22 protein-coding genes are annotated in these 18,281 nt (G+C 73.3%); 12 read left to right on the plus strand and 10 right to left on the minus strand.

What is annotated here, in order from left to right; translation table 11 throughout:
• The first annotated feature begins 184 nt into the window (after positions 1–184).
• Positions 185–1,393 carry a serine hydrolase domain-containing protein gene (locus ACZ5GH_RS36625; RefSeq protein WP_464336536.1) on the plus strand — a complete coding sequence of 403 codons (1,209 nt, stop codon included), beginning with the start codon at positions 185–187 and terminating at the stop codon, positions 1,391–1,393.
• 55 nt (positions 1,394–1,448) lie between these two features.
• Here ACZ5GH_RS36625 and ACZ5GH_RS36630 read toward each other — a convergent pair whose 3' ends face one another.
• Complete coding sequence (locus tag ACZ5GH_RS36630) at positions 1,449–1,841, minus strand: winged helix-turn-helix transcriptional regulator (RefSeq protein ID WP_464336537.1); 393 nt, start codon at positions 1,839–1,841, stop codon at positions 1,449–1,451.
• A gap of 74 nt (positions 1,842–1,915) precedes the next feature.
• Here ACZ5GH_RS36630 and ACZ5GH_RS36635 point away from each other — a divergent pair, with 74 nt between their 5' ends.
• On the plus strand, positions 1,916–2,563 hold the full coding sequence (locus tag ACZ5GH_RS36635) for an NADPH-dependent F420 reductase (RefSeq protein ID WP_387754468.1): 648 nt from the start codon (positions 1,916–1,918) through the stop codon (positions 2,561–2,563).
• A gap of 9 nt (positions 2,564–2,572) precedes the next feature.
• Here ACZ5GH_RS36635 and ACZ5GH_RS36640 read toward each other — a convergent pair whose 3' ends face one another.
• The 3 genes from ACZ5GH_RS36640 to ACZ5GH_RS36650 form a co-directional block, all read right to left on the minus strand.
• Positions 2,573–2,764, minus strand: a complete 192-nt coding sequence (locus ACZ5GH_RS36640; RefSeq protein ID WP_464336538.1) for a DUF397 domain-containing protein — start codon at positions 2,762–2,764, stop codon at positions 2,573–2,575.
• Between the two features lie 66 nt (positions 2,765–2,830).
• On the minus strand, positions 2,831–3,040 hold the full coding sequence (locus ACZ5GH_RS36645) for a DUF397 domain-containing protein (RefSeq protein ID WP_464336539.1): 210 nt from the start codon (positions 3,038–3,040) through the stop codon (positions 2,831–2,833).
• On the minus strand, positions 3,015–3,878 hold the full coding sequence (locus tag ACZ5GH_RS36650; RefSeq protein ID WP_464336540.1) for a helix-turn-helix domain-containing protein: 864 nt from the start codon (positions 3,876–3,878) through the stop codon (positions 3,015–3,017). Before ACZ5GH_RS36650 ends, ACZ5GH_RS36645 begins: the two co-directional genes overlap by 26 nt.
• 237 nt (positions 3,879–4,115) lie before the next feature.
• Here ACZ5GH_RS36650 and ACZ5GH_RS36655 point away from each other — a divergent pair, with 237 nt between their 5' ends.
• The 7 genes from ACZ5GH_RS36655 (at position 4,116) to ACZ5GH_RS36685 (ending at position 8,066) form a co-directional block, all read left to right on the plus strand.
• The gene (locus ACZ5GH_RS36655) at positions 4,116–4,478 is read left to right on the plus strand and encodes an ATP-binding protein (RefSeq protein ID WP_464336541.1); all 363 of its coding nucleotides are present in this window, start codon (positions 4,116–4,118) and stop codon (positions 4,476–4,478) included.
• Positions 4,478–4,729 (plus strand): hypothetical protein, encoded by a 252-nt coding sequence (locus tag ACZ5GH_RS36660; protein ID WP_464336542.1) that lies wholly within the window; start codon positions 4,478–4,480, stop codon positions 4,727–4,729. The genes ACZ5GH_RS36655 and ACZ5GH_RS36660 overlap by 1 nt, the downstream gene beginning before the upstream one ends.
• A gap of 286 nt (positions 4,730–5,015) precedes the next feature.
• Entirely contained in the window at positions 5,016–5,327 is a 312-nt protein-coding gene (locus ACZ5GH_RS36665) for a hypothetical protein (protein ID WP_464336543.1), read from the plus strand.
• A complete protein-coding gene (locus tag ACZ5GH_RS36670; RefSeq protein WP_464336544.1) occupies positions 5,251–5,781 on the plus strand; it encodes a DUF6879 family protein in 531 nt (176 codons plus the stop codon). The genes ACZ5GH_RS36665 and ACZ5GH_RS36670 overlap by 77 nt, the downstream gene beginning before the upstream one ends.
• Positions 5,782–5,811: 30 nt before the next feature.
• Positions 5,812–6,660, plus strand: a complete 849-nt coding sequence (locus ACZ5GH_RS36675) for a helix-turn-helix domain-containing protein (protein WP_464336545.1) — start codon at positions 5,812–5,814, stop codon at positions 6,658–6,660.
• 132 nt (positions 6,661–6,792) lie between these two features.
• Positions 6,793–6,936: a hypothetical protein gene (locus ACZ5GH_RS36680; RefSeq protein ID WP_387754493.1), complete on the plus strand. Its 144-nt coding sequence runs from the start codon at positions 6,793–6,795 to the stop codon at positions 6,934–6,936.
• A complete protein-coding gene (locus ACZ5GH_RS36685; protein WP_464336546.1) occupies positions 6,933–8,066 on the plus strand; it encodes a methyltransferase domain-containing protein in 1,134 nt (377 codons plus the stop codon). Before ACZ5GH_RS36680 ends, ACZ5GH_RS36685 begins: the two co-directional genes overlap by 4 nt.
• 118 nt (positions 8,067–8,184) lie before the next feature.
• Here the strand turns inward: ACZ5GH_RS36685 and ACZ5GH_RS36690 are convergent, their stop codons facing one another.
• A complete protein-coding gene (locus tag ACZ5GH_RS36690) occupies positions 8,185–9,108 on the minus strand; it encodes an alpha/beta hydrolase (RefSeq protein WP_464336547.1) in 924 nt (307 codons plus the stop codon).
• A 193-nt stretch (positions 9,109–9,301) separates the two neighbouring features.
• On the opposite strand from ACZ5GH_RS36690, the gene ACZ5GH_RS36695 reads away from it, so the two are divergent.
• Positions 9,302–10,183 carry a helix-turn-helix domain-containing protein gene (locus ACZ5GH_RS36695; RefSeq protein ID WP_464336548.1) on the plus strand — a complete coding sequence of 294 codons (882 nt, stop codon included), beginning with the start codon at positions 9,302–9,304 and terminating at the stop codon, positions 10,181–10,183.
• 87 nt (positions 10,184–10,270) lie between these two features.
• Here ACZ5GH_RS36695 and ACZ5GH_RS36700 read toward each other — a convergent pair whose 3' ends face one another.
• Both ACZ5GH_RS36700 and ACZ5GH_RS36705 read right to left on the minus strand, forming a co-directional pair.
• Entirely contained in the window at positions 10,271–10,648 is a 378-nt protein-coding gene (locus ACZ5GH_RS36700) for a hypothetical protein (protein ID WP_464336549.1), read from the minus strand.
• 140 nt (positions 10,649–10,788) lie between these two features.
• A complete protein-coding gene (locus ACZ5GH_RS36705; RefSeq protein WP_464336550.1) occupies positions 10,789–12,387 on the minus strand; it encodes a M4 family metallopeptidase in 1,599 nt (532 codons plus the stop codon).
• A 281-nt stretch (positions 12,388–12,668) separates the two neighbouring features.
• Here ACZ5GH_RS36705 and ACZ5GH_RS36710 point away from each other — a divergent pair, with 281 nt between their 5' ends.
• On the plus strand, positions 12,669–13,697 hold the full coding sequence (locus ACZ5GH_RS36710; RefSeq protein WP_464336551.1) for a DUF4232 domain-containing protein: 1,029 nt from the start codon (positions 12,669–12,671) through the stop codon (positions 13,695–13,697).
• 433 nt (positions 13,698–14,130) lie between these two features.
• Here the strand turns inward: ACZ5GH_RS36710 and ACZ5GH_RS36715 are convergent, their stop codons facing one another.
• Positions 14,131–15,147: an AraC-like ligand-binding domain-containing protein gene (locus ACZ5GH_RS36715; RefSeq protein ID WP_464336552.1), complete on the minus strand. Its 1,017-nt coding sequence runs from the start codon at positions 15,145–15,147 to the stop codon at positions 14,131–14,133.
• Positions 15,148–15,470: 323 nt separating this feature from the next.
• Between ACZ5GH_RS36715 and ACZ5GH_RS36720 the strand changes: the two genes are divergently transcribed.
• Complete coding sequence (locus ACZ5GH_RS36720; protein ID WP_387754516.1) at positions 15,471–15,626, plus strand: hypothetical protein; 156 nt, start codon at positions 15,471–15,473, stop codon at positions 15,624–15,626.
• A gap of 240 nt (positions 15,627–15,866) precedes the next feature.
• On the opposite strand, the gene ACZ5GH_RS36725 is transcribed toward ACZ5GH_RS36720, so the two are convergent.
• Together ACZ5GH_RS36725 and ACZ5GH_RS36730 are read right to left on the minus strand one after the other, a co-directional pair.
• Positions 15,867–17,132 (minus strand): cytochrome P450 family protein, encoded by a 1,266-nt coding sequence (locus ACZ5GH_RS36725; RefSeq protein ID WP_464336553.1) that lies wholly within the window; start codon positions 17,130–17,132, stop codon positions 15,867–15,869.
• Entirely contained in the window at positions 17,122–18,180 is a 1,059-nt protein-coding gene (locus tag ACZ5GH_RS36730; RefSeq protein WP_464336554.1) for a cytochrome P450, read from the minus strand. Before ACZ5GH_RS36730 ends, ACZ5GH_RS36725 begins: the two co-directional genes overlap by 11 nt.
• Positions 18,181–18,281 lie beyond the last annotated feature (101 nt).

Genomic DNA, 18,281 nt, shown 5'->3' on the forward strand with positions numbered 1-18,281 from the left:
TCCCGGCCGGTCGGACCGCCCGAGCGAAAGGAACGCATCGGTGACCAGGAACGCCTCGGTGAACATGTCGGTGAACACGTCGGGGACAAGGAACGGCGAAGACCCGCGCCACTCCCCGCCCCCGGCAGGAAGCCGTCACCGGCGACGGTTCGCAACGGGGGGAACGCGCCGGCTCAGGAGGGCGATGGTGGTGACGGTGACCGCCGCACTCGCCCTCGGCGTGGCGGTGGCGGCTCCGGCGCAGGCCGCCCACGCCGGCGACGACCGCCCCGCCCCCGGCAGCCGACAGAAGGGTCTCGCACGGGAGCTGGACCAGGCCCTCGAGCGCGCCTCCGCCGATGTCGGCGACCCGGGAGTCCAGGCGGTGCTGATGAAGGACGGCCGCGTGGTCTGGTCGTCGAACCGGGGCACGGCGAACCTGGAGTCCCGAACGCCCGTCACCGACAGGACGCTGTTCTACTACGCCAGCTTCGGCAAGCAGGTCATCGCCGCGTTCGCCCTCCACCAGGTGGAAGCCGGCGTGCTCGACCTCGACACGCCGATCAGCACGTACCTGGGGGAGGAGGTCGCGGGTTCGCACGCCGTCACGGTGCGCATGCTGCTGACGCACACCAGCGGCTACCCGAACGTGTACGCCGACCCCGCTGTGGCGCCGCTCCTCCCGTTCGCGTCCCCGGGAGCCGAGGACCGGTACGACCCCGACCGGCCGTGGTCGTTCGCCATGCTCAACGCGGGCATCCGCGAACCGGTCGAGCCCGGTGCGCGCGAGGAGTACTCCAACACCGGCTACCTCGTGCTCGGCCGGGTGCTGAGCAGGACGGCGGGCGGTGACGAGGCGCTCGAGCGCGCCGTCCGGCGCTTCCTGGGGCGCGCGGGCGACGTCAAGCCGATGACGGAGGACCAGATCACCCTGCAGCGGTCCGAGCGCGCGCTGCGCCGGTTCGCGCACGGCTACCTCCAGCGGGACGACGGATCGCTGACCGACGTCTTCACCGCCTACGGCGCCACGGGCATTCCCACCGACCTGTACGGCATGCCGTTCACCGACGGGCTGTTCGCCGGCACCGCCCGCGGTGCCGCCCAGTTCCTGGACGCGCTCTTCGTCCGCGGCAGGCTCCTGTCGCCGAAGACCGTCGACGCGATGATCACGCCCTCACCGCAGTCGGCCGCAGCGGGCGGCAGCTACGGGATGGGCACGGACCGCGCCGTCGTGGGAGACCGGATCTGGCAGGGCCACCGCGGAGGCTACCCCGGGTTCACCGCGCAGGGCGCGACGGATCTCGAGCGCGGAGTGACGCTCGTCGTCGTGACGAACGGGTACGCCTTGCCGCGCTCTCCCGCGGACGTCATCTGGGAGCGGCTCGCCGAGACGTACGGGAGGGCCGCACGCTGAGCCCGCCCCGGCGGTCCCGGCGGTCCCGGGGGATCCGGCGGTCCCGGAGGATCGGCTACCGGAGGTTCGGCGGAGCGGCGCCCGCCGCCCGATCGACGTCCGCCGCCCGCTCTCGGGCCGCCATCACGTCCTCGCCGTGCTCGAAGGCCCAGGCGCCGAACGCCCCGATCGGCTCCAGCAGCGTCCGCCCCAGCCCGGTGAGGGAGTACTCCACGCGCGGCGGCGACCCGGCGTACGCACGGCGCTCCACCAACCCGTCGGACTGCAGCCGGCGCAGCGTCTCCGTCAGCACCTTGGGGCTGATCCCGCCGATCCGCCCGCGCAGCTCACCCGGACGCGCGGGCGCCTCCCGCAGCGCCCACACCACCACCGCGTTCCAGGTGTTGGCGAGCAGGTCGAAGGCGAGCCGGGCACGGCAGTCGGCGAGGAAGCCCTGATCAGTGGTCACTTACCAGATGGTGCCCGAGCGACCTCCTAGTGTCGTCCCGAATTCGACGCACGCCACCACAGGAGGCTGGACTGATGAGGATCGGAATCGCCGGCACGGGCACCATGGCACGGGCGCTGGGCACCCGCTGGGCGCTGGCCGGGCACGACGTCCTGGTGGGCGGGCGCGACACCGGCCGCGCCGCCGCGCTGGCGGAGCGGATCGGCGCCCGGGCGGGGACCCTGGAGGACGCGGCCCGGCACGGCCGGGACGCCGTGCTGCTGGCCGTGCCGTACGCGGCGGCGACCGGCGTGGTGGCGGCCCTGGGCGGCGCCGTACGGGGCCGCACGCTGATCGACTGCACCAACCCGGTGGCGCCCGGCTTCGTCCTGGAGACCGGCGGCGGCCCCTCGGCGGCCGAGCGCATCGCGGCCGCCGCGCCCGGCGCGTCCGTGGTCAAGGGGTTCAACCTCTGCCACGAGAGTGTGTGGGGCCTGACCCCGCCGGTCTTCGGCGGCCGCCCCCTCGCGGTGCCGCTCTGCGGCGACGACGAGGCGGCCCTCGACACGGTGCGCAGCCTCGTGCGCGACCTGGGCTGCGAACCGGTCAACGGGGGAGGACTCGACCGGGCGGGCCTGCTGGAGGCGACGGCGGCGTTCCTGATCGGCCTGTGGGTGGGCGAGGGCGTGGACGCCCAGGCGATCGCCCCGCCGCTGGAGTACGCGGGGGTGGGCGGGGCCTGACCGGCGCGGTCAGGCGTGGTGGTCGAACTCGCCGGATTTGACGCCGGAGAGAAGGGCGGCGAGGGCGGTGGGGGTGGTGCGGAGGATGAGGTGGGCCTCGTCGGACTCGCGGAGTTCGACCGCTCCGGCGACCGTGCGCACCTCCACGCACTCGTTGATTGCGGCGCTGTAGCTGGACTTCTGCCAGTTGGACTCAGGCATCGCTGTCTTCCGCTTCTAGCCTTGCGCCCCTCGCCCAGGCAGGGCGAGGGGAGCGGAGGGGAACTGTCAGGCGTGGTGGTCGAACTCGCCGGATTTGACGCCGGAGAGAAGGGCGGCGAGGGCGGTGGGGGTGGTGCGGAGGATGGTGTCGCCTTCGTCGGACTCGCGGAGTTCGACCGCCCCGGTGACCGTGCGCACCTCCACGCATTCACTAGAAGCCCCGCTGTAGCTGGACTTCTGCCACTTGGAGTCACGCATACTTGCCTCGCATTTCATCCCCGATGGATCGAATGAATTCCCGCGACTCGGCCTCGGAGAGGGCTGCGGAGTTCAGATGCTCGAAGACGCTCCGGTGGCGGCTCAAGCCCGCCTGGGCGTCGAAGAACATGCAGCCAGCCACAGTATCCATCTGGAGTGTGGCGAGCTCAGGCACTGGTCCTTCGACGAACATGATGTTCTCGCCGCAGCCTGGGAACGTGTCGAGGTCGAACGGTACTACGCGTACTGAGACTCGGCCGGTCAGCGAGTCATCGATGAGGTGATCGAGCTGGTCGGCGAGCACTCGGGGCCCTCCGAACTGCATTCGCAGCGCCGCTTCATGGATGAACGAGAAGTAGGGAACCCCGTTCTCGCGGACAGTGCCCTTTCGCCGCATGCGGAAGGCGGTCCTCGCGTCGAGGTCGTGGCTGGGGATGAAGGGAGCGAAGCGGGAGAACACTGCTGCCGCATAGGCCTCGGTCTGCTGTAGCCCGGGAAGGTATGTCGTGGCCCAGGTCGAGATGCTGTGAGCGTTCGCCTCAAGCTCGGCGATCTCCAGAAAGTCAGTGGACAGGATCCCTCGATACTCCTCCCACCAGCCCTTTCCACGCTCCAAGGTCATGGCGGCCAGCGCGTCGACCAAGGGCCGGTTGTCACACATGCATACAGACGCGATGGTCCGCAGTCGCTCCGCGCTGATTCCGCCCTTCCCACTCTCCATCTGTGTGATCTGTGCGGGCTGGATACCGAGTTCGCGTGCGAGTTGACTGCCGCCGAGGCCGGCCTGCTCCCGCATCCTCCGCAGCTCGGTCCCGATCCGCCGTTGGCGAAGGGTGGGGTTCGGTCGTAGCGCCATGATGACCAGTCTGCCGCAGGCCGGGACGGTGGGATGCCACGATCGGGGGAACCTCCTCCAGAGTCGGCTCAAATTTGAGACCGCCTGCGCTATGGTCGGTATCACGCCGATCCGACGGAGCGTCAGCAATGCCTGTCGGCAGACACCGCAGAGCAGCCACGTCCATCTCCACCGGCCTTGCTCACGGCGACCCATGCTCCGCCGGTTCCTCCCCACTCACGCCTCGGGAGAACTCCCATGCGTCACATCAACACCCCCACCATCGCCATCGCGCGGCAGACCCTCCGCACCACCATGACCCGCGTCGGCTGGTCCCCCTCCGCCATCTCCGACGCGCAGCTCGCCCTGTGCGAGCTGCTCGTCAACGCCTGGCGCCACGGGGACACCCCCGCCCCGCTCGTCCAGGTCATCTCCACCAACGGCAACCTCCGCGTCTCGGTCACGGACCAGAGCCCGATCCTCCCCGTCACCCCACCGCTGTCCCTGCTGGCCGAGTCCGGCCGGGGCCTCCAGCTGGTCGAGGCCCTCACCCACCGCTGGGGCGTCGACTCCCACGAGCGCGCCAAATCCGTCTGGTTCGAGCTGGACGGTGCCGCGTGATGTCCCGCCGCCACCCGATGCTGCCGACCGACCCCCGGATCCGGCACTACACCGAGGACCACATCCGCACCCTCCTCGCCGAAGTCCAGGAACGCGGACGGAAGTTCGGGCTGGTCTTCCCGTCGGCCTCCACCGACAGGACCATCGACGGCCGCGTCCTCGTCCGCTTCGGCACCGCGCCGGCCTCGACCCTGCTCAACCTCCTCGTCCTGCTCCTCGACGCCGAACGCGAACTCCCGTGCGGTTCCTGATCGGGACGGCCTTCGCCGTCCTCCTCGCCCTCGCCTTCGCGACCGTCGCCCTGGGCGTCGTCACCGCCCTCCGCACGACCCCGCCCGACGAGGACGCCTGACCCACCACCCGCCGGCCCCCGCCGCCCACGCGCCGGGGGCCGCGGCGCCGCTTCGAGCCCGGCGGCGCACCGGAAGGGCGGTTCGCCGGGAAACGCCGGACAAGACGGCAGCGGACACCGGATGCTGGTGGCCGCGTCAACTCCGAGCGCCGGAAGGCGCATGCCGAGTGACAGGAGAGGCAGCCATGGGCCTAGAGTTCTTCGGAATCGACCCTGAGACCAACGAGGAAGGCTCGCCCACCGTCTGGGCGGACGTTGCTCGGCGTCGGCTCGTGATCCAGAGCGACACCGTCACCGGGGTCGAGTTCGCGGAGGTCAGCGAGACCGAGTGGGTTGCCGGCCACAAGGTCGGTGTACCTGCCCACGAGTCCGTGATCAGCATCCCCGAGCGAATGATCCCCTTCATCAGGAGGGCCTGCGATGCCATCGAACGTGCCGGACTTCAGGACCCTCCTCCGGGAGACGAAGAAGTCGGCCGTGCATCTGGAGATGCGTGATCAGTACAGCGTCACCGACGAGGCCGACCAGTTCGCCGCGTGGAAGGCCGGGCACCGGTACTCCGTGGAGAACCGGGCCGAGTGGTGGCATCCGTTCCACGACTTCGTGGTGGAGACCGTCGCCCGTGGGGTGACCATCCGGCGCGCCCGGATCGTGTCGGAGCCGGTGTCCGAGTACATCCGCTACGAGCACTCCCACACGTTCACCAACATCGCGGCCGGCGAGGAGATCCGATGGCTGCCCCGAAGCCGGGCACTGGACCTCGCGTTGCCGGGAGCCGACTTCTGGATGTTCGACAGCCAGATCGTGCGGTTCAACCTGTTCACCGGTGACGGCGAGTGGGCGGATCCCCGGAACGTGATGACGGAGGAGCCGGCCGTTGTGGAACTGTGTACGAAGGCTTTCGAGGCTGTGTGGGAACGGGCAGTACCCCACGAGGACTTCGAGGTCTGAGTCGGTTCCGAACCACCGGGTGGGCAGCACATGTCATCGTCGCCTTCGTCCAGTGTCGTCGCAGCGCGGAAGGCCGTCGCCGACCAGTTGGTCGAGATCCGCAAGGACGCCGGGCTCAACGGTGGTGAGCTCTCCGTCCTGTGCGGTTGGCACCCGGCCAAGACCTCTCGCATCCAGTCCGGCACGGCCGCTCCCTCGGAGGGCGACATAAGAGCCTGGTGCACCGCCTGCGGGGCCGACGACCGGATCCCCGACCTGATCGCGGCATCGCGCGCCGCCGACTCGATGTACCAGGAGTGGAGGCGCCGGAACGGCTCCGGCATGAGGCTCGCCCAAGAGAGGGTCATCGGCGACTACGAGCGCACGAGGCTCTTCCGGATCTACGTGTCGAACGTGCTCCCCGGCCTCTTCCAGACCGCCGGGTACGCGACGGCGCTCCTGCAGTCCATCACGGACTTCCAGGGCACGCCGAACGACGTGGCGGCAGCCGTACCGGCGCGTCTGGCGCGGGCGCGGCTCATGTACACCGGGGCACGGCGGTTCGCGGTGCTGATCGAGGAATGGGTGTTGCGCACCAGGATCGGCAGTGCGGAGGACATGGCCGCCCAGCTCGGCCACCTGCTCACCCTGATGTCGCTGCCGTCCGTCTCCATCGGGATCATCCCGGCCGGCTGCCCGCGCGCCGTCTGGCCCCTTGAGGCCTTCTACGTGTTCGACGACCGACGGGTGGTGGTGGAGACCCTGACGGCGAAGGTCAACGTGCTTCAGCCCCGGGAGATCACGGACTACATCCGGGCCTTCGGGGGCCTGTCCGACATGGCCGTGTACGGGGCGGAGGCCAGGGCGCTGACTGCCGCCGCCCGTGCCTCCTTCGAGTGATGAACCGCAAGAAGGCGCAAGTTCGTTGAACGCGTTGCGCCGACGTCCCTACGGTCTGTCACGTACTCACCGCATCCTCCCGCCCCGACTGTGGCGGGAGGGCGGCAGCACGGCGACGACGAGGAGGTCGGCATGGACATCGACGGAGGCCACGGCGGCGGAGGAACAGGTGGCGGCGAGGGGGACAAGCACCCCGGAACCCCGTGGACGCCGCCGTCCGACCCGCCGTCCCCTGACGGCACCACGCCGCCCGGCGACGGGGAACACCGCAAGTGACGCTCGCACCCGAGCAGCAGGGCCGCCCCGCGCCGGGGCGGTCCTTCCCCGTCGCCGACGCCTGGGCGCCGGCCTTCGACGCCGTCCCACGCGAGCTGTTCCTGCCGGACCTGGTCTGGGCGCACGACATGGCCACCGGCACCAGCCGCCCCGTCGACCGGACCGCGGACGAGGCCGGCTGGCGGGCGGCGGCCGCCGCGGACATCCCGATCGTCACCCAGTGGGACGACGGCGCACACCGGGGCGTCGAACCCGGCACGGTCCCGACCAGTTCCGCCTCGATGCCCTCGCTGGTCGCCTCCATGCTGGACGACCTCCAGGCCGAGCCGGGGATGCGGGTGCTGGAACAGGGCACCGGCACCGGCTGGAACGCCGCCCTGCTCGCCCACCGGCTCGGCGACGCGAACGTGACCACGATCGAGATCGACCCACAGCTCTGTGCCCGGGCCCGGACCGCGCTGGAGCGGTCCGGCCACCGGCCGCGGGTCGTCTGCGGGGACGGCGCCCTCGGCTGGAGGAACGGGGCGCCGTACGACCGGGTCACCGTCACCTACGGGCTGCGCGCCGTCCCACGGGCATGGGTCGAGCAGACCCGCCCCGGCGGCCTGATCCTGGCGCCGTTCGGCACCCACTACTCCAACGCCGACGCCCTGGCGCGCCTCACCGTCCACGGCGACGGCACCGCGTCCGGCCCGTTCCTACGGCCGGTGGAGTTCATGAAGATGCGCTCCCAGCGCCTGCGGTGGCCGCGGAACCCGGCTGCGGGCGGCACGGTCACCGAGAGCGCCACCGCCGCCGTCCTGCCGTCGCACGGCAGGTTCGACCCGTTCCCGTTCGCCGTCGGCCTGCGCCTGCGCGACGTCGTCCACGCGGTCCAGCCGCACGACGACGGGGCCCGAACCCTGTGGCTCTACTCCCTGACCGCCCCGGCCTGGGCCGCCGTGACCTTCCGCGAGGGCGAGGACGCGCACCAGGTCCGCCAGTACGGCGCCCGCCGCCTGTGGGAGGACTTCGAGCAGGCCCTCACCTGGTGGCACGAGGCGGGCGCGCCCGGCGTCGAGCGCCTCGGACTCACCGTCACCCCGCACGGCTGGCACGCCTGGTTGGACGACTGCGCCCAGCCACTGTGACCGCCCGGCGCCGCGAGCCCGCCTCGCGGCGCCGGGCCCCTCACCACCACCGCACGGGAAGCCCCGACGGGCCCCGCCGGCCCGCCCACCCACGACGCCGGGGGAAGCACACCCGCGGTCAGCCGGTGGTGAGGTGGGCGGTGAAGAACGCGGCGAGCTTGTCGACGGCGGGGGCGACGTACTGCTCGCGGTCGTAGAGGTCGACGTGGCCGGCGCCCTCGATGCGGTGGAGCTCCTTGGGGCCCGTGGCGCGCTGGTGGGCCTCGACGGCCATCCAGGCGGTGACGGCGTGCTCGCCGATGATCTGGAGGATCGGGCGGGGGCCGATCAGCGGGACGGCGAGGAAGGCGTCGTGCAGGGCCATCCGGTCGACGCTCTCCCACGCGAGGGTCTTCGCGGAGCGTTCGTGCCGCCCGCGCGGGGTGCAGTAGTACGCGAAGCCGTCGGCGCCGTGCCGGCCGCCGAGCGCGAGGGCCTGCTCGGCGGTCTCCGGGAACACGCTCAACGCCCCGGGGTCCTCGCCGCGCGCGGCGGCGCTGCGGGCCGCCGCGGCCGCCTCCAACAGCGCCCGGAAGACGGCCGGGTCCTGGGCGCCGTCGGCGCCGAGGCGGAACTGGCGGGCGGGCTCGGCGGTGGACACCGCGGCCACGGCCCTGACCCGCGGGTCCGCGCCGGTCGCGGCCAGCGCGTAGGCGCCCGAGGCGCAGATGCCCAGCAGGCCGATCCGCTCGGCGTCGACCTCGTCGAGGGCCGTGAGGTAGGAGACCGCGGCCTTGAAGTCCTCCACCCGCTGGGCTGGGTCCTCCAGCCCCCGCGGCAGACCGCCCGACTCGCCCTGGAAGGCAGCGTCGAAGGCGAGGGCGACGAAGCCGCGCTCGGCCATCCGCCGCGCGTAGGTGCCCGACGCCTGCTCCTTGACGCCGGTGCCGGGGTGGCCGACCACGAGCGCCGGCCGCGGGCCCGGCGCCGGCGCCGACGGGGTGTAGAGGTGGCCGGCGAGGCTGAGGCCGGCGCTGTCGAAACGGACGGTGGTCCGGGGCATGGGGAACTCTCCAACGAGACGGTGGCGGGGGGCGTGACGTACCCGCACGAGGCCCGGGGCCCCGCCCTGCCGGGCACGCCTCCACGGTCCGTCACCCGCCGCCCGCGCGGCAGAGCCGGATCCGTGCCCGGGAAAGAACCTGCCCCCCTCGGACCCCTGCCGCCACCCTCCCGGCACGACGACACTGGACGCCATGACCTCGGACTCCGACCCCCGGGCGCTGGGCGCCTTCCTCAAGGCCCGCCGGGCCCAGCTGACCCCGCGGGAGTGCGGCCTCCCCGAGACGGGCACGCCCCGCAGGGTCGCCGGGCTGCGCCGCGAGGAGGCCGCCGGGCTCGCCGCCATCAGCGTGGACTACTACACACGACTGGAACAGGGCCGGGTCCGGGCGTCCGCACCCGTGCTCGGCACGCTGGCCCGCGCCCTGCGCCTGGACGACGACCAGCAGAGGTACCTCTACGAGCTCGCCGGCCGCACCGACGCCCGCCCGCGTCCCCGCCGGCCCGTCCAGCGCCCGCGCCCGGCCATGGGGCGCCTGCTCGACCAGCTCACCGGCACGCCCGCGCTCGTCCTCGGCCAACGCCTGGACGTCCTGGCCTGGAACCCCGCCGCCACGGCCCTCTACACCGACTTCGCCGTCGTCGCGGCCCACCGGCGCAACTACCTGAGGCTGCTGTTCACCGACCCGGTGGTCCGGCGGCTGCACCGCGACTGGTCCCACGACGCCCGGCAGGCCGTCGCCGCGCTGCGCATGGAAGCCGCGGCCGACCCCGACGACCCCGCCCTGGCCCGACTCGTCGGCGACCTGTCCCTCCAGGACGCCGACTTCCGCACCTGGTGGGCCGAGCACCGGGTCAACAGCGCCGGCCACGGCACCAAGCACTACCGCCACCACCTGGTGGGGGACCTCACCCTCGACTGCGACACCTGGGCCAGCCCGGACGGCTCCGGGCAGCGCCTCATGGTCCTGACCGCCGAAACCGGCAGCCCCTCCCACGACGCCCTGCGCTTCCTCACCTCGTGGACCGCCGCCCGGCCGCCGGCCGCCGAGCGTGCGGAGCCCCCGGTGTGGTGAGCCCCCGGTGTGGTGAGCCCCCGGAGTGGGAAGTCGGACCCGCCGACTTCCCACTCCGGGGGCTCCCGCCGCCGTCGCCGCCGGGGGTCAGTAGCCGGCGTTCGCCCGGTCGTTGAACCAGCCGGGCAGGTTCGGCCACCACTCGCCGGCGCCCGCGTCGAAGGTCAGGCCGTCGCCGGACAGGTGCACGACCTGGCCGGAGTGGGCGGACCAGCTCCTCAGCGAGGAGACCTTGTGGTTGACCAGGACGGGGAAGACCGTCCAGGTCCCGATCGGGAACTCCCAGCAGTCGCCGGAGTAGTTGTAGTCGGTGAACACCTGCGCGTACCCCGCCTGCCCGTAGTGGACGCAGTTGCCCGCCGCCTGGGCGCCGGGCGCGGCGGCGACGCCCAGCACTCCCGCCGCGGTGGTGAGGGCGGCGACGATCCCGGCCTTGAGCCGGGGCTTCCTGGGTATCGCGGGCATCTCGGTCTTCTCTCGTGGCGGGGCGGGCTGCTGTCGCAGATGATGATGGTCGGTCACCCGGCCGGCGTCCAGGAGCTGTTCAGGGTGTGGACCGGTCCCTGGCCGGCTCCTGGACGGCGGCGGCGACCACCCGGCGGTGGCTAGCCGACGCTGACGGCGGACCAGGCCGCGGCGACCGCGTTGTACTCGGTGCTGCCGGTGCCGTACAGGTCGCGGGCCGCGTTCAGGGAGGCGGTGCGGGCGTCCTTGTAGGTGGTGGTGGAGGTCATGTAGACGGTCAGCGCGCGGTACCAGATCCTGGCGACCTTCTGGTTGCCGACGCCCGTCACGGTGGAGCCGTTACAGGTGGGGCTGTTGTAGGCGACGCCGTTGACGGTCTTGCTGCCGCTGCCCTCGCTGGCGAGGTAGAACCAGTGGTTGCCGACGCCCGAGGAGCGGTGCACGTCGAGGCCGCCGACCGTGCTGCTCCAGCAGTCCGCCGAGCGGCCGTCCAGCGAGGGCTTGTCGAAGCGGCGCAGCCAGGGCGGGGTGGACTGGTCGCTGAAGAGGTAGTCGGGGGTGTCGATGCTGTTGTCGGCGTACCACTCGACCATGGTGCCGAAGATGTCGCTGGTGGCCTCGTTGAGGCCGCCGGACTCGCCGCTGTAGCGCAGGTTGGCGGTGGCGGCGGTGACGCCGTGGGTCATCTCGTGGCCCATGGTGTCGAGGTCGACCTGCTCCGGGTCGGTGGTGCCGTTGCCGTCGCCGGTCATCATGCAGAAGCAGGTGTTGGACCACACGGCGTTGTCCCACCGGGTGCCGACGTGGACGAAGACGGTGGCGGCCGCACCGTCGTTCCGGATGCCGTTGCGGCCGTGGACGTTCTTGTAGTAGTCGTACGTCCAGGCGGTGTTGGCGTGGGCGTCGACGGCGGCGGTGGAGCGGTCGGTGGAGAACTTCCTCCCGTCGCCCCAGACGTTGGTGGTGCTGGTGAACCTGGTGCCGGAGCTCGCCGTGAGGGAGCCGTAGGCGACGTTGTTCGCGTCCTTGGTGACGTGGCCGCGGACCGGGTCGGTGAGGGTGTAGCCGCCGGTGATCGGGGTGGTGTCGATGCTGATCTTGCCGGTGTACTCGGAGTTCCCGGTGCCGGTCGCCTGGGGGTCGGCGTCGTAGGCCTCGATCGGCTCGTCGGTGACGGCGTCGGTGACGACGACCCGTCCGGCGGGCTGGCCGTGGTCGCCGCTGCCCCGGACGGTGGTGCGCCAGGCCAGGCGGGGCGTGCCGTCGGCGGCCCAGACGACCAGTTCGGGGGTGCTGACGGCGCCCTGGACGCCGGGGGAGGCGGCGAGCGCGTGCGCGGCGCCGGCCTGGGCGGGCACCGCGGGGACGGTGGACTTCACGGACGGGTCGTGGGCGGCCGCCCGGCTGGAGCCGTTGAACCCGCCCCTGGCGTCCTGGTGGACGACCAGGTCGCCGCCGACCACCGGCAGGCCCTGGTAGGTGCGGTCGAAGCGCACGTGCGAGGCGCCGTCGGCGTCGAGGACGACGTCGGTGGGCAGGAGGTCCTGGCTCGGACCGAAGCCGAACACCTCGGCGTGGTCGGTGACGTTGACGACGGCCCGGGCGATCGCGGTGTCCCGCGGGCCGGGGGCGGGGGAGGCGGAGGCCGCGGTGGTGGGGATCGTGAGGGCGGCGAGGGCGGCGACGACCGCCACGGCCAGGGCCGCGCGGCGGGGGCGGGGGAAGGGGGTGGTGCGCACTCTGGCTCCAGGTGGTAGCGGTGCGGGAGAAGAGCTACCACCGAGAGTGACGACGCCCCGTCAGCTCTGCCAGAGGATGGGACATAACGTTGCCAAGTCGTGCTTTCGTGTCCAAAGTTGTGGAACGGCACGAATCAACCCACGCTTCCGCCGCGGCGGTCGAACACCGCTCGGCGGGGACGCCCCGCGGGGAACGCCGCCCCGCGGATCGTGGCAGGCCTGTTGCGCACGAAGTGACGCAGCTCACAGCCGTCCGACGGCGGGCATGATCGACTCGACCGATGCGCCAGTCCGACACACCCCGCCGCCCGCTGACGGGCCGTCACGCCGCCGCGCCCGCCCTGGCCGCCGCGACCGCCGCCCTGCTGCTCACGGGCTGCGGCACCACGGTGACCACCGGCTCCGGCGGCGGCGCCCCGGAGGCCTCCGGCACCCCCGGGGCCTGCGGCACCCCGACGCCGCGTCCGACGGGCGCCGGGGCGGAGCCGACCGGGCGCGCCCAGGGCGGAGTGCGGATCACCTCCGTCGGCCCGGCCTGCGCCGAGTACGAGGTGACCAACCCGAACGGCGAACCGCACGACGTCACCGTGGTGTTCAGCCTCCGCTCGGCCGAGGGGGCCGCGCTGGACAACCTCTCCCGGACCGTCACCGCGCTGGCCCCCGGCGCCACCGAGAAGGGGCGGATCGACCTGAACGGGACACCGGGCCGGCTCGGCGAACCCGCCCTCCCGAGCGAACCCGCCCTCCCGGGCCGGCCCACCCCGCGGCCCGGCCCCCGCGCGACCAAGGCGGAGATCCTCCGGGTCCGCAGCGTCCCCACCGCCGAGGCACCCGGCGCCGCCGGCACCTGCCCGCCCTCCGGCCTGCGGCTGTACGCCGACGAGGGCGACGCCGCGATGGGCCTGCGGGTGGTCGGCCTGCACCTGCGCAACTGCGGCACCGCCACCGTCACCCTCGACGGCTACCCCCAGGTGCAGCCGCTCGACCTCGACCGCAAACCCCTGGACGGGGTGCGCGTCCTGCGCGGCGGCGCCGAGATCGCCACCGGCACCGGCGCCGACGCCCCGCCCCAGAAGTTCGCCCTGCGCCCGGGGGAGGGCGCCCGCTCCACCCTGGTGTGGCGCAATACCACCGAACTCGGCCCCGAACCGCTCAACGCCCCCTACGTCCGGGTACGCGCCACCCCCGACGCGGCCCCCGTGACGGTCGCCCCGGAACTCGACCTCGGCACCACGGGCCGCCTCGGCGCCGGCGCCTGGGTCAGGGAGGACGCGAACGAGCAGCGGCCGTCGACGCCCCCGAGGCCGTGACGACACTGTGATCGGACCGTCGTCGAGCGGCGCGACCAAGATCACTACCGTACGTCGGTATGCATCACACCGATCCTGACCCGAAGCCCCTGCAGGACGCGGTCGGCCAGAGCGTCTTCGCCCACGAGTCCGCCCGCTGACCCGGCCGGCCCGACCCGGCAGGCCACGTCGGTTGCGGCGGCCCGCGCGGAGCCGGCGGCCCGGCACGCTCCCCCGTGGCGTGCCGGACCGCCGGCCTGGAAACGGAACTCGGCGTTCCGCCGCGCGGTGTTCCCAGGAGGAGCATGTCAGGGCGGCGCCCCCGCCGTGTTGGCACCGGGTGGACAGTTGTTGGCACCGGGTGGACTGCTCCGGCTTTCCCGCCCGCCCGTGCGGACGGCGTGCTGGCCGGGTGCCCGCGGCGTGGGGGTTCCGCGCCCGCCCGTGACGGCCCCTACGGCTGCCCGGCCCCGGCCAGGGCCCGGCGGCGGTGCTCGCGGGGCGAGAGGCCGTACGCGGTCCGGAAGGCGCGGCTGAACTCGGCGGCGCGGGGCAGCCCGCAGCGGGTGGCGACGGCGTGCACGGGCAGGGCGCGCAGCGCGGGGTCGGCGAGGTCGCGGTGGGCCCGCTCCAGCCGCCGGCGGCGGACGAAGGCGGCGACGGTCTCGCCGTCGGACTGCCGGGTGAACAGGCGGTGCAGGTAGCTGACGGAGATGTGGTGGGCGGCCGCGATCACGGCGGGCGTCAGCTCGGGGTCGTGCAGGTGGCGTCCGATGAAGGCCCGGACGTTCTCGACCAGGGCCCGCTGCCGGGTGTCGTCGGGCACGGCGGCCTCGGCGTCCAGTTCCCGGGCGAGCCAGGCGGACACCAGGTCGACCACGACCCCGCCCAGCCGGGGCGTCTCGACGGGGCCCAGGAGGGCCGCCTGCCGGTCGAGGCCGACGAGGAACTCCGAGAGCAGCGCGCAGGTGCCCTCCCGGGAGGAGAAGCCGCGGCCCAGCAGCTCGCGCACCCGGTGCGGCGGCAGCGGCAGCAGGGCGGCGGGGAAGTCCACGCCGACGGCCTCGATCCGGCGCTCCGCGGGGGCCCGGCCGCGGGTGTCGAAGGCCCGCAGGTCGAACGGGTGGGAGCTGTCGAGCATGTGCAGGTTGCCCGGCCCGAAGGTCTCGGTGCCCCCGGTGTCGCGGGTCAGGGCGAAGCTGCCGTCGAGCAGCAGGGTCAGGTGGAACACCCCCCGGTCCGAGCGCCGTACCCGGCGGGCGGTGCGCTGGAAGCGGGTCGGCGGGAAGGAGGTCCGCAGGAGGGTCACCGGCCCGAGCTCCAGGCGCCGCATCTCCGCCCGGAAGTCGTCGCGGTGGACGCTGGTCACCTCGCTGTCCCGGGTGCGGCTGACCAACTCCCGCCAGCAGTCGAACCGTTCCTTCTCGGGCACGCCCTCGCTGCGGAACGCGCTCTCCGGGCTCGTGGCCACCGTCCGTCCTTCCCTTCCGGGGTCCGTCCCCTTCCCGCCCGGCCGGGCTCCCCTTCCCCACCGGTTGTCACCGGCTCCTCGCAGCCGGTGACACCGAAACCTACAAGGTCAGACCGGGTGCGCCGCGCCCGGCCCCGGGCTGCGGCCGCCCGCCGCGGCACCCCCGGTGAACCGCCCGCCGCCCGGCCCCCGTTGGCATGAACGCGGGGACCTGGTGGTCCCGCTCCCATCCCGGACGGTGGGCGGGCCCCGGGCCCGTACGGCCGTCGACGACACCGTGCCGCGGCCGGCCCAGAGCGCGCCGCAGCGGAAAGAGGGGAACGATGAGGAAGAACCGGACGGTCGGGCGCGCCCTGTCCCTGGTCGGCGCCGCGCTGGCGCTGGCCTCGGTCACCGGGCTGATGACGGCCACCAGTGCCTCGGCCGCCGACGACTGGAGCTGCGCGCGCAACCCGCGCGGCTGGGACCACATGAACTAGGTGCGCCTGCAGAACGACGCCAACGTCGTCGTCTACCGGCCGCACGACGGCAGCAGCCCCTGGACGCCGGTCTGGTCCTCGTACAACGGCCGCGTCGGCACCTGCTGACAGCCGCCGGGCCCGGGGAGTCGGTGGGCGGTTTCCCCGGGTGATCCGGCACCGTCCGTCGCGCCCGTCGGAGCCGACGGCGACCTCGACGCCGTCCCCGTTGGCATTGCGTCGAGGCCCGCACTCCGGTCGTCAGCGCAGCAGCACCCGCAGGCTGAGCAGTCCCCGGTGCCGCGGGTTCTCCTGCCACCGCGCGGCCGCGGCCGGTTCGGCCAGGCGCAGGGCCGGGAAGCGGCGCAGCAGTTCGCTGAAGGCGACCTCGGCCTGGAGCCGGCCCAGTTGTGCGCCGAGGCAGTGGTGGATGCCGTGGCCGAACGCGAGGTGGCGGGTGGCGTCCGGGCGGGTGATGTCGAAGCGGTCGGGGTCGGTGAAGACGGCCGGGTCGCGGTTGGCGGCGAGCAGCGCGATCTGGACGAACTCGCCGGCCGGGATCGTGGTGCCGGCGATGGTCACCGGCTCGGTCGTGCGGCGGAGCGACGCGATGCCGAACGGGCTCTCGTAGCGCAGGACTTCCTCGATCGCGCCGGGAAGGAGCCGCGGATCCGCGCGCAGCGCCGCGAGTTGCTCGGGGTGGCCGAGCAGGGCGTGGACGCCGTTGGCGATCAGGTTGACGGTGGTCTGGTGGCCGGCGATCGCGAGCAGGAACGCCATCGAGGTGATCTCGGCCCCGGTCAGCCGGTCGCCCTCCGCCTGGGCGGCGAGCAGGTCGGAGATCAGGTCGTCGCCCGGGTGGGTGCGCTTGTGGTCGACCAGGGCGCGCAGGTAGTGCGCCATGCCCTCGGCGGTCTCCACCGAGACCTCGCCGTCCGCCCCGCCGCCGTCCTGCGGGCCGGCCTCGACCGCGTGGCCCCGGACCTGGAGGTTCTCCCGTTCGGCCTGCGGCGCGCCGAACAGCTCGAAGACCACCGCGAGGGGCAGCGGCAGTGCGAACTCGGCGATCAGCTCGGCCGATTCGAGCCCGTCCAGCCGGTCCAGCAGTGCGCCGACGTGGCGCTCGACCATCGGCCGCAGGGCCGCCACCCGCCGCCCGGTGTACGCCTGCCGGACCAGCTTGCGAAGCCGGGAGTGCTCCGGGGGGTCGGAGTTGAGCATGTGCGTCATCAGGTCGCGGCCCGGGCCGCCCTCGGAGTTCCCGACGTGCCGGGCGAACGCCTCGGTGACGGCCTTCTTGCTCAGCCGGGGGTCGGCGAGGGCGGCCCGGCACTCGGCGTGGCCCGTGACGACCCAGCCTTCGAGCCCGGCCGCGCCGCCGAACCGGACCTTGCGGACGCCGCCCTCGGTGCGCCAGCGGCGGTACGCGGAGTGCGGGTCGGCGTAGAACCGGCCGTCGGCGAACTCCGTCCCGGCGGCCCCGCGTTCGGCGCCCCGAAGGTCGGTGCGCGGGTGGTCAGCGGGCATCGCGTGCCTTCAGGACGCGGACCTCGCTGACGCCGAGCAGGCCGAGCAGCGGCACCTTGGCGGTGCGCTGCCCGGGGTCGACGACCAGGCCGGCCTCCCGGATCCGGTCCAGCAGCAGTTCGGCGAGCGGCATCACCATGTGCCGGCCCCAGCAGCGTTCGGAGGAGTGCCCGAACGGCAGGTAGCCGGGAGTGGCGTCCGGGTCGAGGTGGTCCCAGCGCTCCGGGCGGAACTCCTCCGGGGCCTCCCACAGCGCCGGGTCGCGATGGGAGAGCAGCGGCAGCACGAGGACGTCGTCGCCCGCGCCGATCCGCGGGTCGAGCGCGGGGTACTCGGGCGATGCGCGGCGCAGGATGTTCCACGACGGCGGCAGCAGGCGCAGTGACTCGAGGATGATGTTGCGGTTCGGCGTGCTGTCGTCGAACGGCGCGCCGAGCCAGAGCGCGTTCGCGACCAGGGTGGAGATGGTGAAGCAGACGGGTGCGGCGGCTCGGCGGTACATGCCCATCGCGTACCGGCGGTCCTGGTAGCCGGGCGCCTTCGCGGCCAGCTTCCCGAGTGCGGTGAGGTCGTCGCCGGGCTTGGGCCCGCCGGGCAGTGCGGCGCCGACCGAGATCACCAACCAGGTGAGCAGCGGCGTCAGTTCGAGGTTGCGGCTCATCAGGATCCGCAGCCGGCGCGGGTCCCGGCCGAGGATGAGGTCGCGCAGGAAGAGGTGCCCGGTGAGCGGCCACGGACCGGACAGGTCGATGTTCCGCGGCAGCGGGGCCTTCAGCGCCTCGCGCACGTCGCTGCCGATCGTCCGCGTCACCGAGGACGCCTCGGTGCGGCTGATGGAACGTCCGTGCAGCGGTTTGAACGTGGGCCGTTCGATCTCGGTGGCGCGCCGCGCGGCGAGGATCCGGTCGGTGAGCGCGGGCCCGGCGACCCCGATCGTGTCGGGTTCGAGCCGGACGGCGTCCTTGCCCAGATGGTCCCTGAGCAGGGCCTCGAGCCGGGGGGAGAGCACGGTGTTCCGCGCACGGGCGGAGGCGGGTGAGAGTGCCATGTGAGGTCTCCGAGACATTGCCGGGGCCGGTCTCCGCCCCCGCCCCGGCCCGGTCTCCCGGCGGAGGCCGCGAGCGGGCGGAGGCGGGGGCGGATCAGCTG

The organism is Kitasatospora sp. Xyl93 (genome assembly GCF_055383135.1).

Bases quoted from the DNA above. Each gene is read 5' to 3' on its own strand.
- ACZ5GH_RS36625 (WP_464336536.1), top strand. From the start codon at position 185: ATGGTGGTGACGGTGACCGCCGCACTCGCCCTCGGCGTGGCGGTGGCG.
- ACZ5GH_RS36635 (WP_387754468.1), top strand. From the start codon at position 1,916: ATGAGGATCGGAATCGCCGGCACGGGCACCATGGCACGGGCGCTGGGC.
- ACZ5GH_RS36640 (WP_464336538.1), bottom strand. From the start codon at position 2,764: ATGCCTGAGTCCAACTGGCAGAAGTCCAGCTACAGCGCCGCAATCAAC.
- ACZ5GH_RS36645 (WP_464336539.1), bottom strand. From the start codon at position 3,040: ATGAAATGCGAGGCAAGTATGCGTGACTCCAAGTGGCAGAAGTCCAGC.
- ACZ5GH_RS36650 (WP_464336540.1), bottom strand. From the start codon at position 3,878: ATGGCGCTACGACCGAACCCCACCCTTCGCCAACGGCGGATCGGGACC.
- ACZ5GH_RS36655 (WP_464336541.1), top strand. From the start codon at position 4,116: ATGCGTCACATCAACACCCCCACCATCGCCATCGCGCGGCAGACCCTC.
- ACZ5GH_RS36660 (WP_464336542.1), top strand. From the start codon at position 4,478: ATGTCCCGCCGCCACCCGATGCTGCCGACCGACCCCCGGATCCGGCAC.
- ACZ5GH_RS36665 (WP_464336543.1), top strand. From the start codon at position 5,016: ATGGGCCTAGAGTTCTTCGGAATCGACCCTGAGACCAACGAGGAAGGC.
- ACZ5GH_RS36670 (WP_464336544.1), top strand. From the start codon at position 5,251: ATGCCATCGAACGTGCCGGACTTCAGGACCCTCCTCCGGGAGACGAAG.
- ACZ5GH_RS36675 (WP_464336545.1), top strand. From the start codon at position 5,812: ATGTCATCGTCGCCTTCGTCCAGTGTCGTCGCAGCGCGGAAGGCCGTC.
- ACZ5GH_RS36680 (WP_387754493.1), top strand. From the start codon at position 6,793: ATGGACATCGACGGAGGCCACGGCGGCGGAGGAACAGGTGGCGGCGAG.
- ACZ5GH_RS36690 (WP_464336547.1), bottom strand. From the start codon at position 9,108: ATGCCCCGGACCACCGTCCGTTTCGACAGCGCCGGCCTCAGCCTCGCC.
- ACZ5GH_RS36695 (WP_464336548.1), top strand. From the start codon at position 9,302: ATGACCTCGGACTCCGACCCCCGGGCGCTGGGCGCCTTCCTCAAGGCC.
- ACZ5GH_RS36700 (WP_464336549.1), bottom strand. From the start codon at position 10,648: ATGCCCGCGATACCCAGGAAGCCCCGGCTCAAGGCCGGGATCGTCGCC.
- ACZ5GH_RS36710 (WP_464336551.1), top strand. From the start codon at position 12,669: ATGCGCCAGTCCGACACACCCCGCCGCCCGCTGACGGGCCGTCACGCC.
- ACZ5GH_RS36720 (WP_387754516.1), top strand. From the start codon at position 15,471: ATGAGGAAGAACCGGACGGTCGGGCGCGCCCTGTCCCTGGTCGGCGCC.
- ACZ5GH_RS36725 (WP_464336553.1), bottom strand. From the start codon at position 17,132: ATGCCCGCTGACCACCCGCGCACCGACCTTCGGGGCGCCGAACGCGGG.
- ACZ5GH_RS36730 (WP_464336554.1), bottom strand. From the start codon at position 18,180: ATGGCACTCTCACCCGCCTCCGCCCGTGCGCGGAACACCGTGCTCTCC.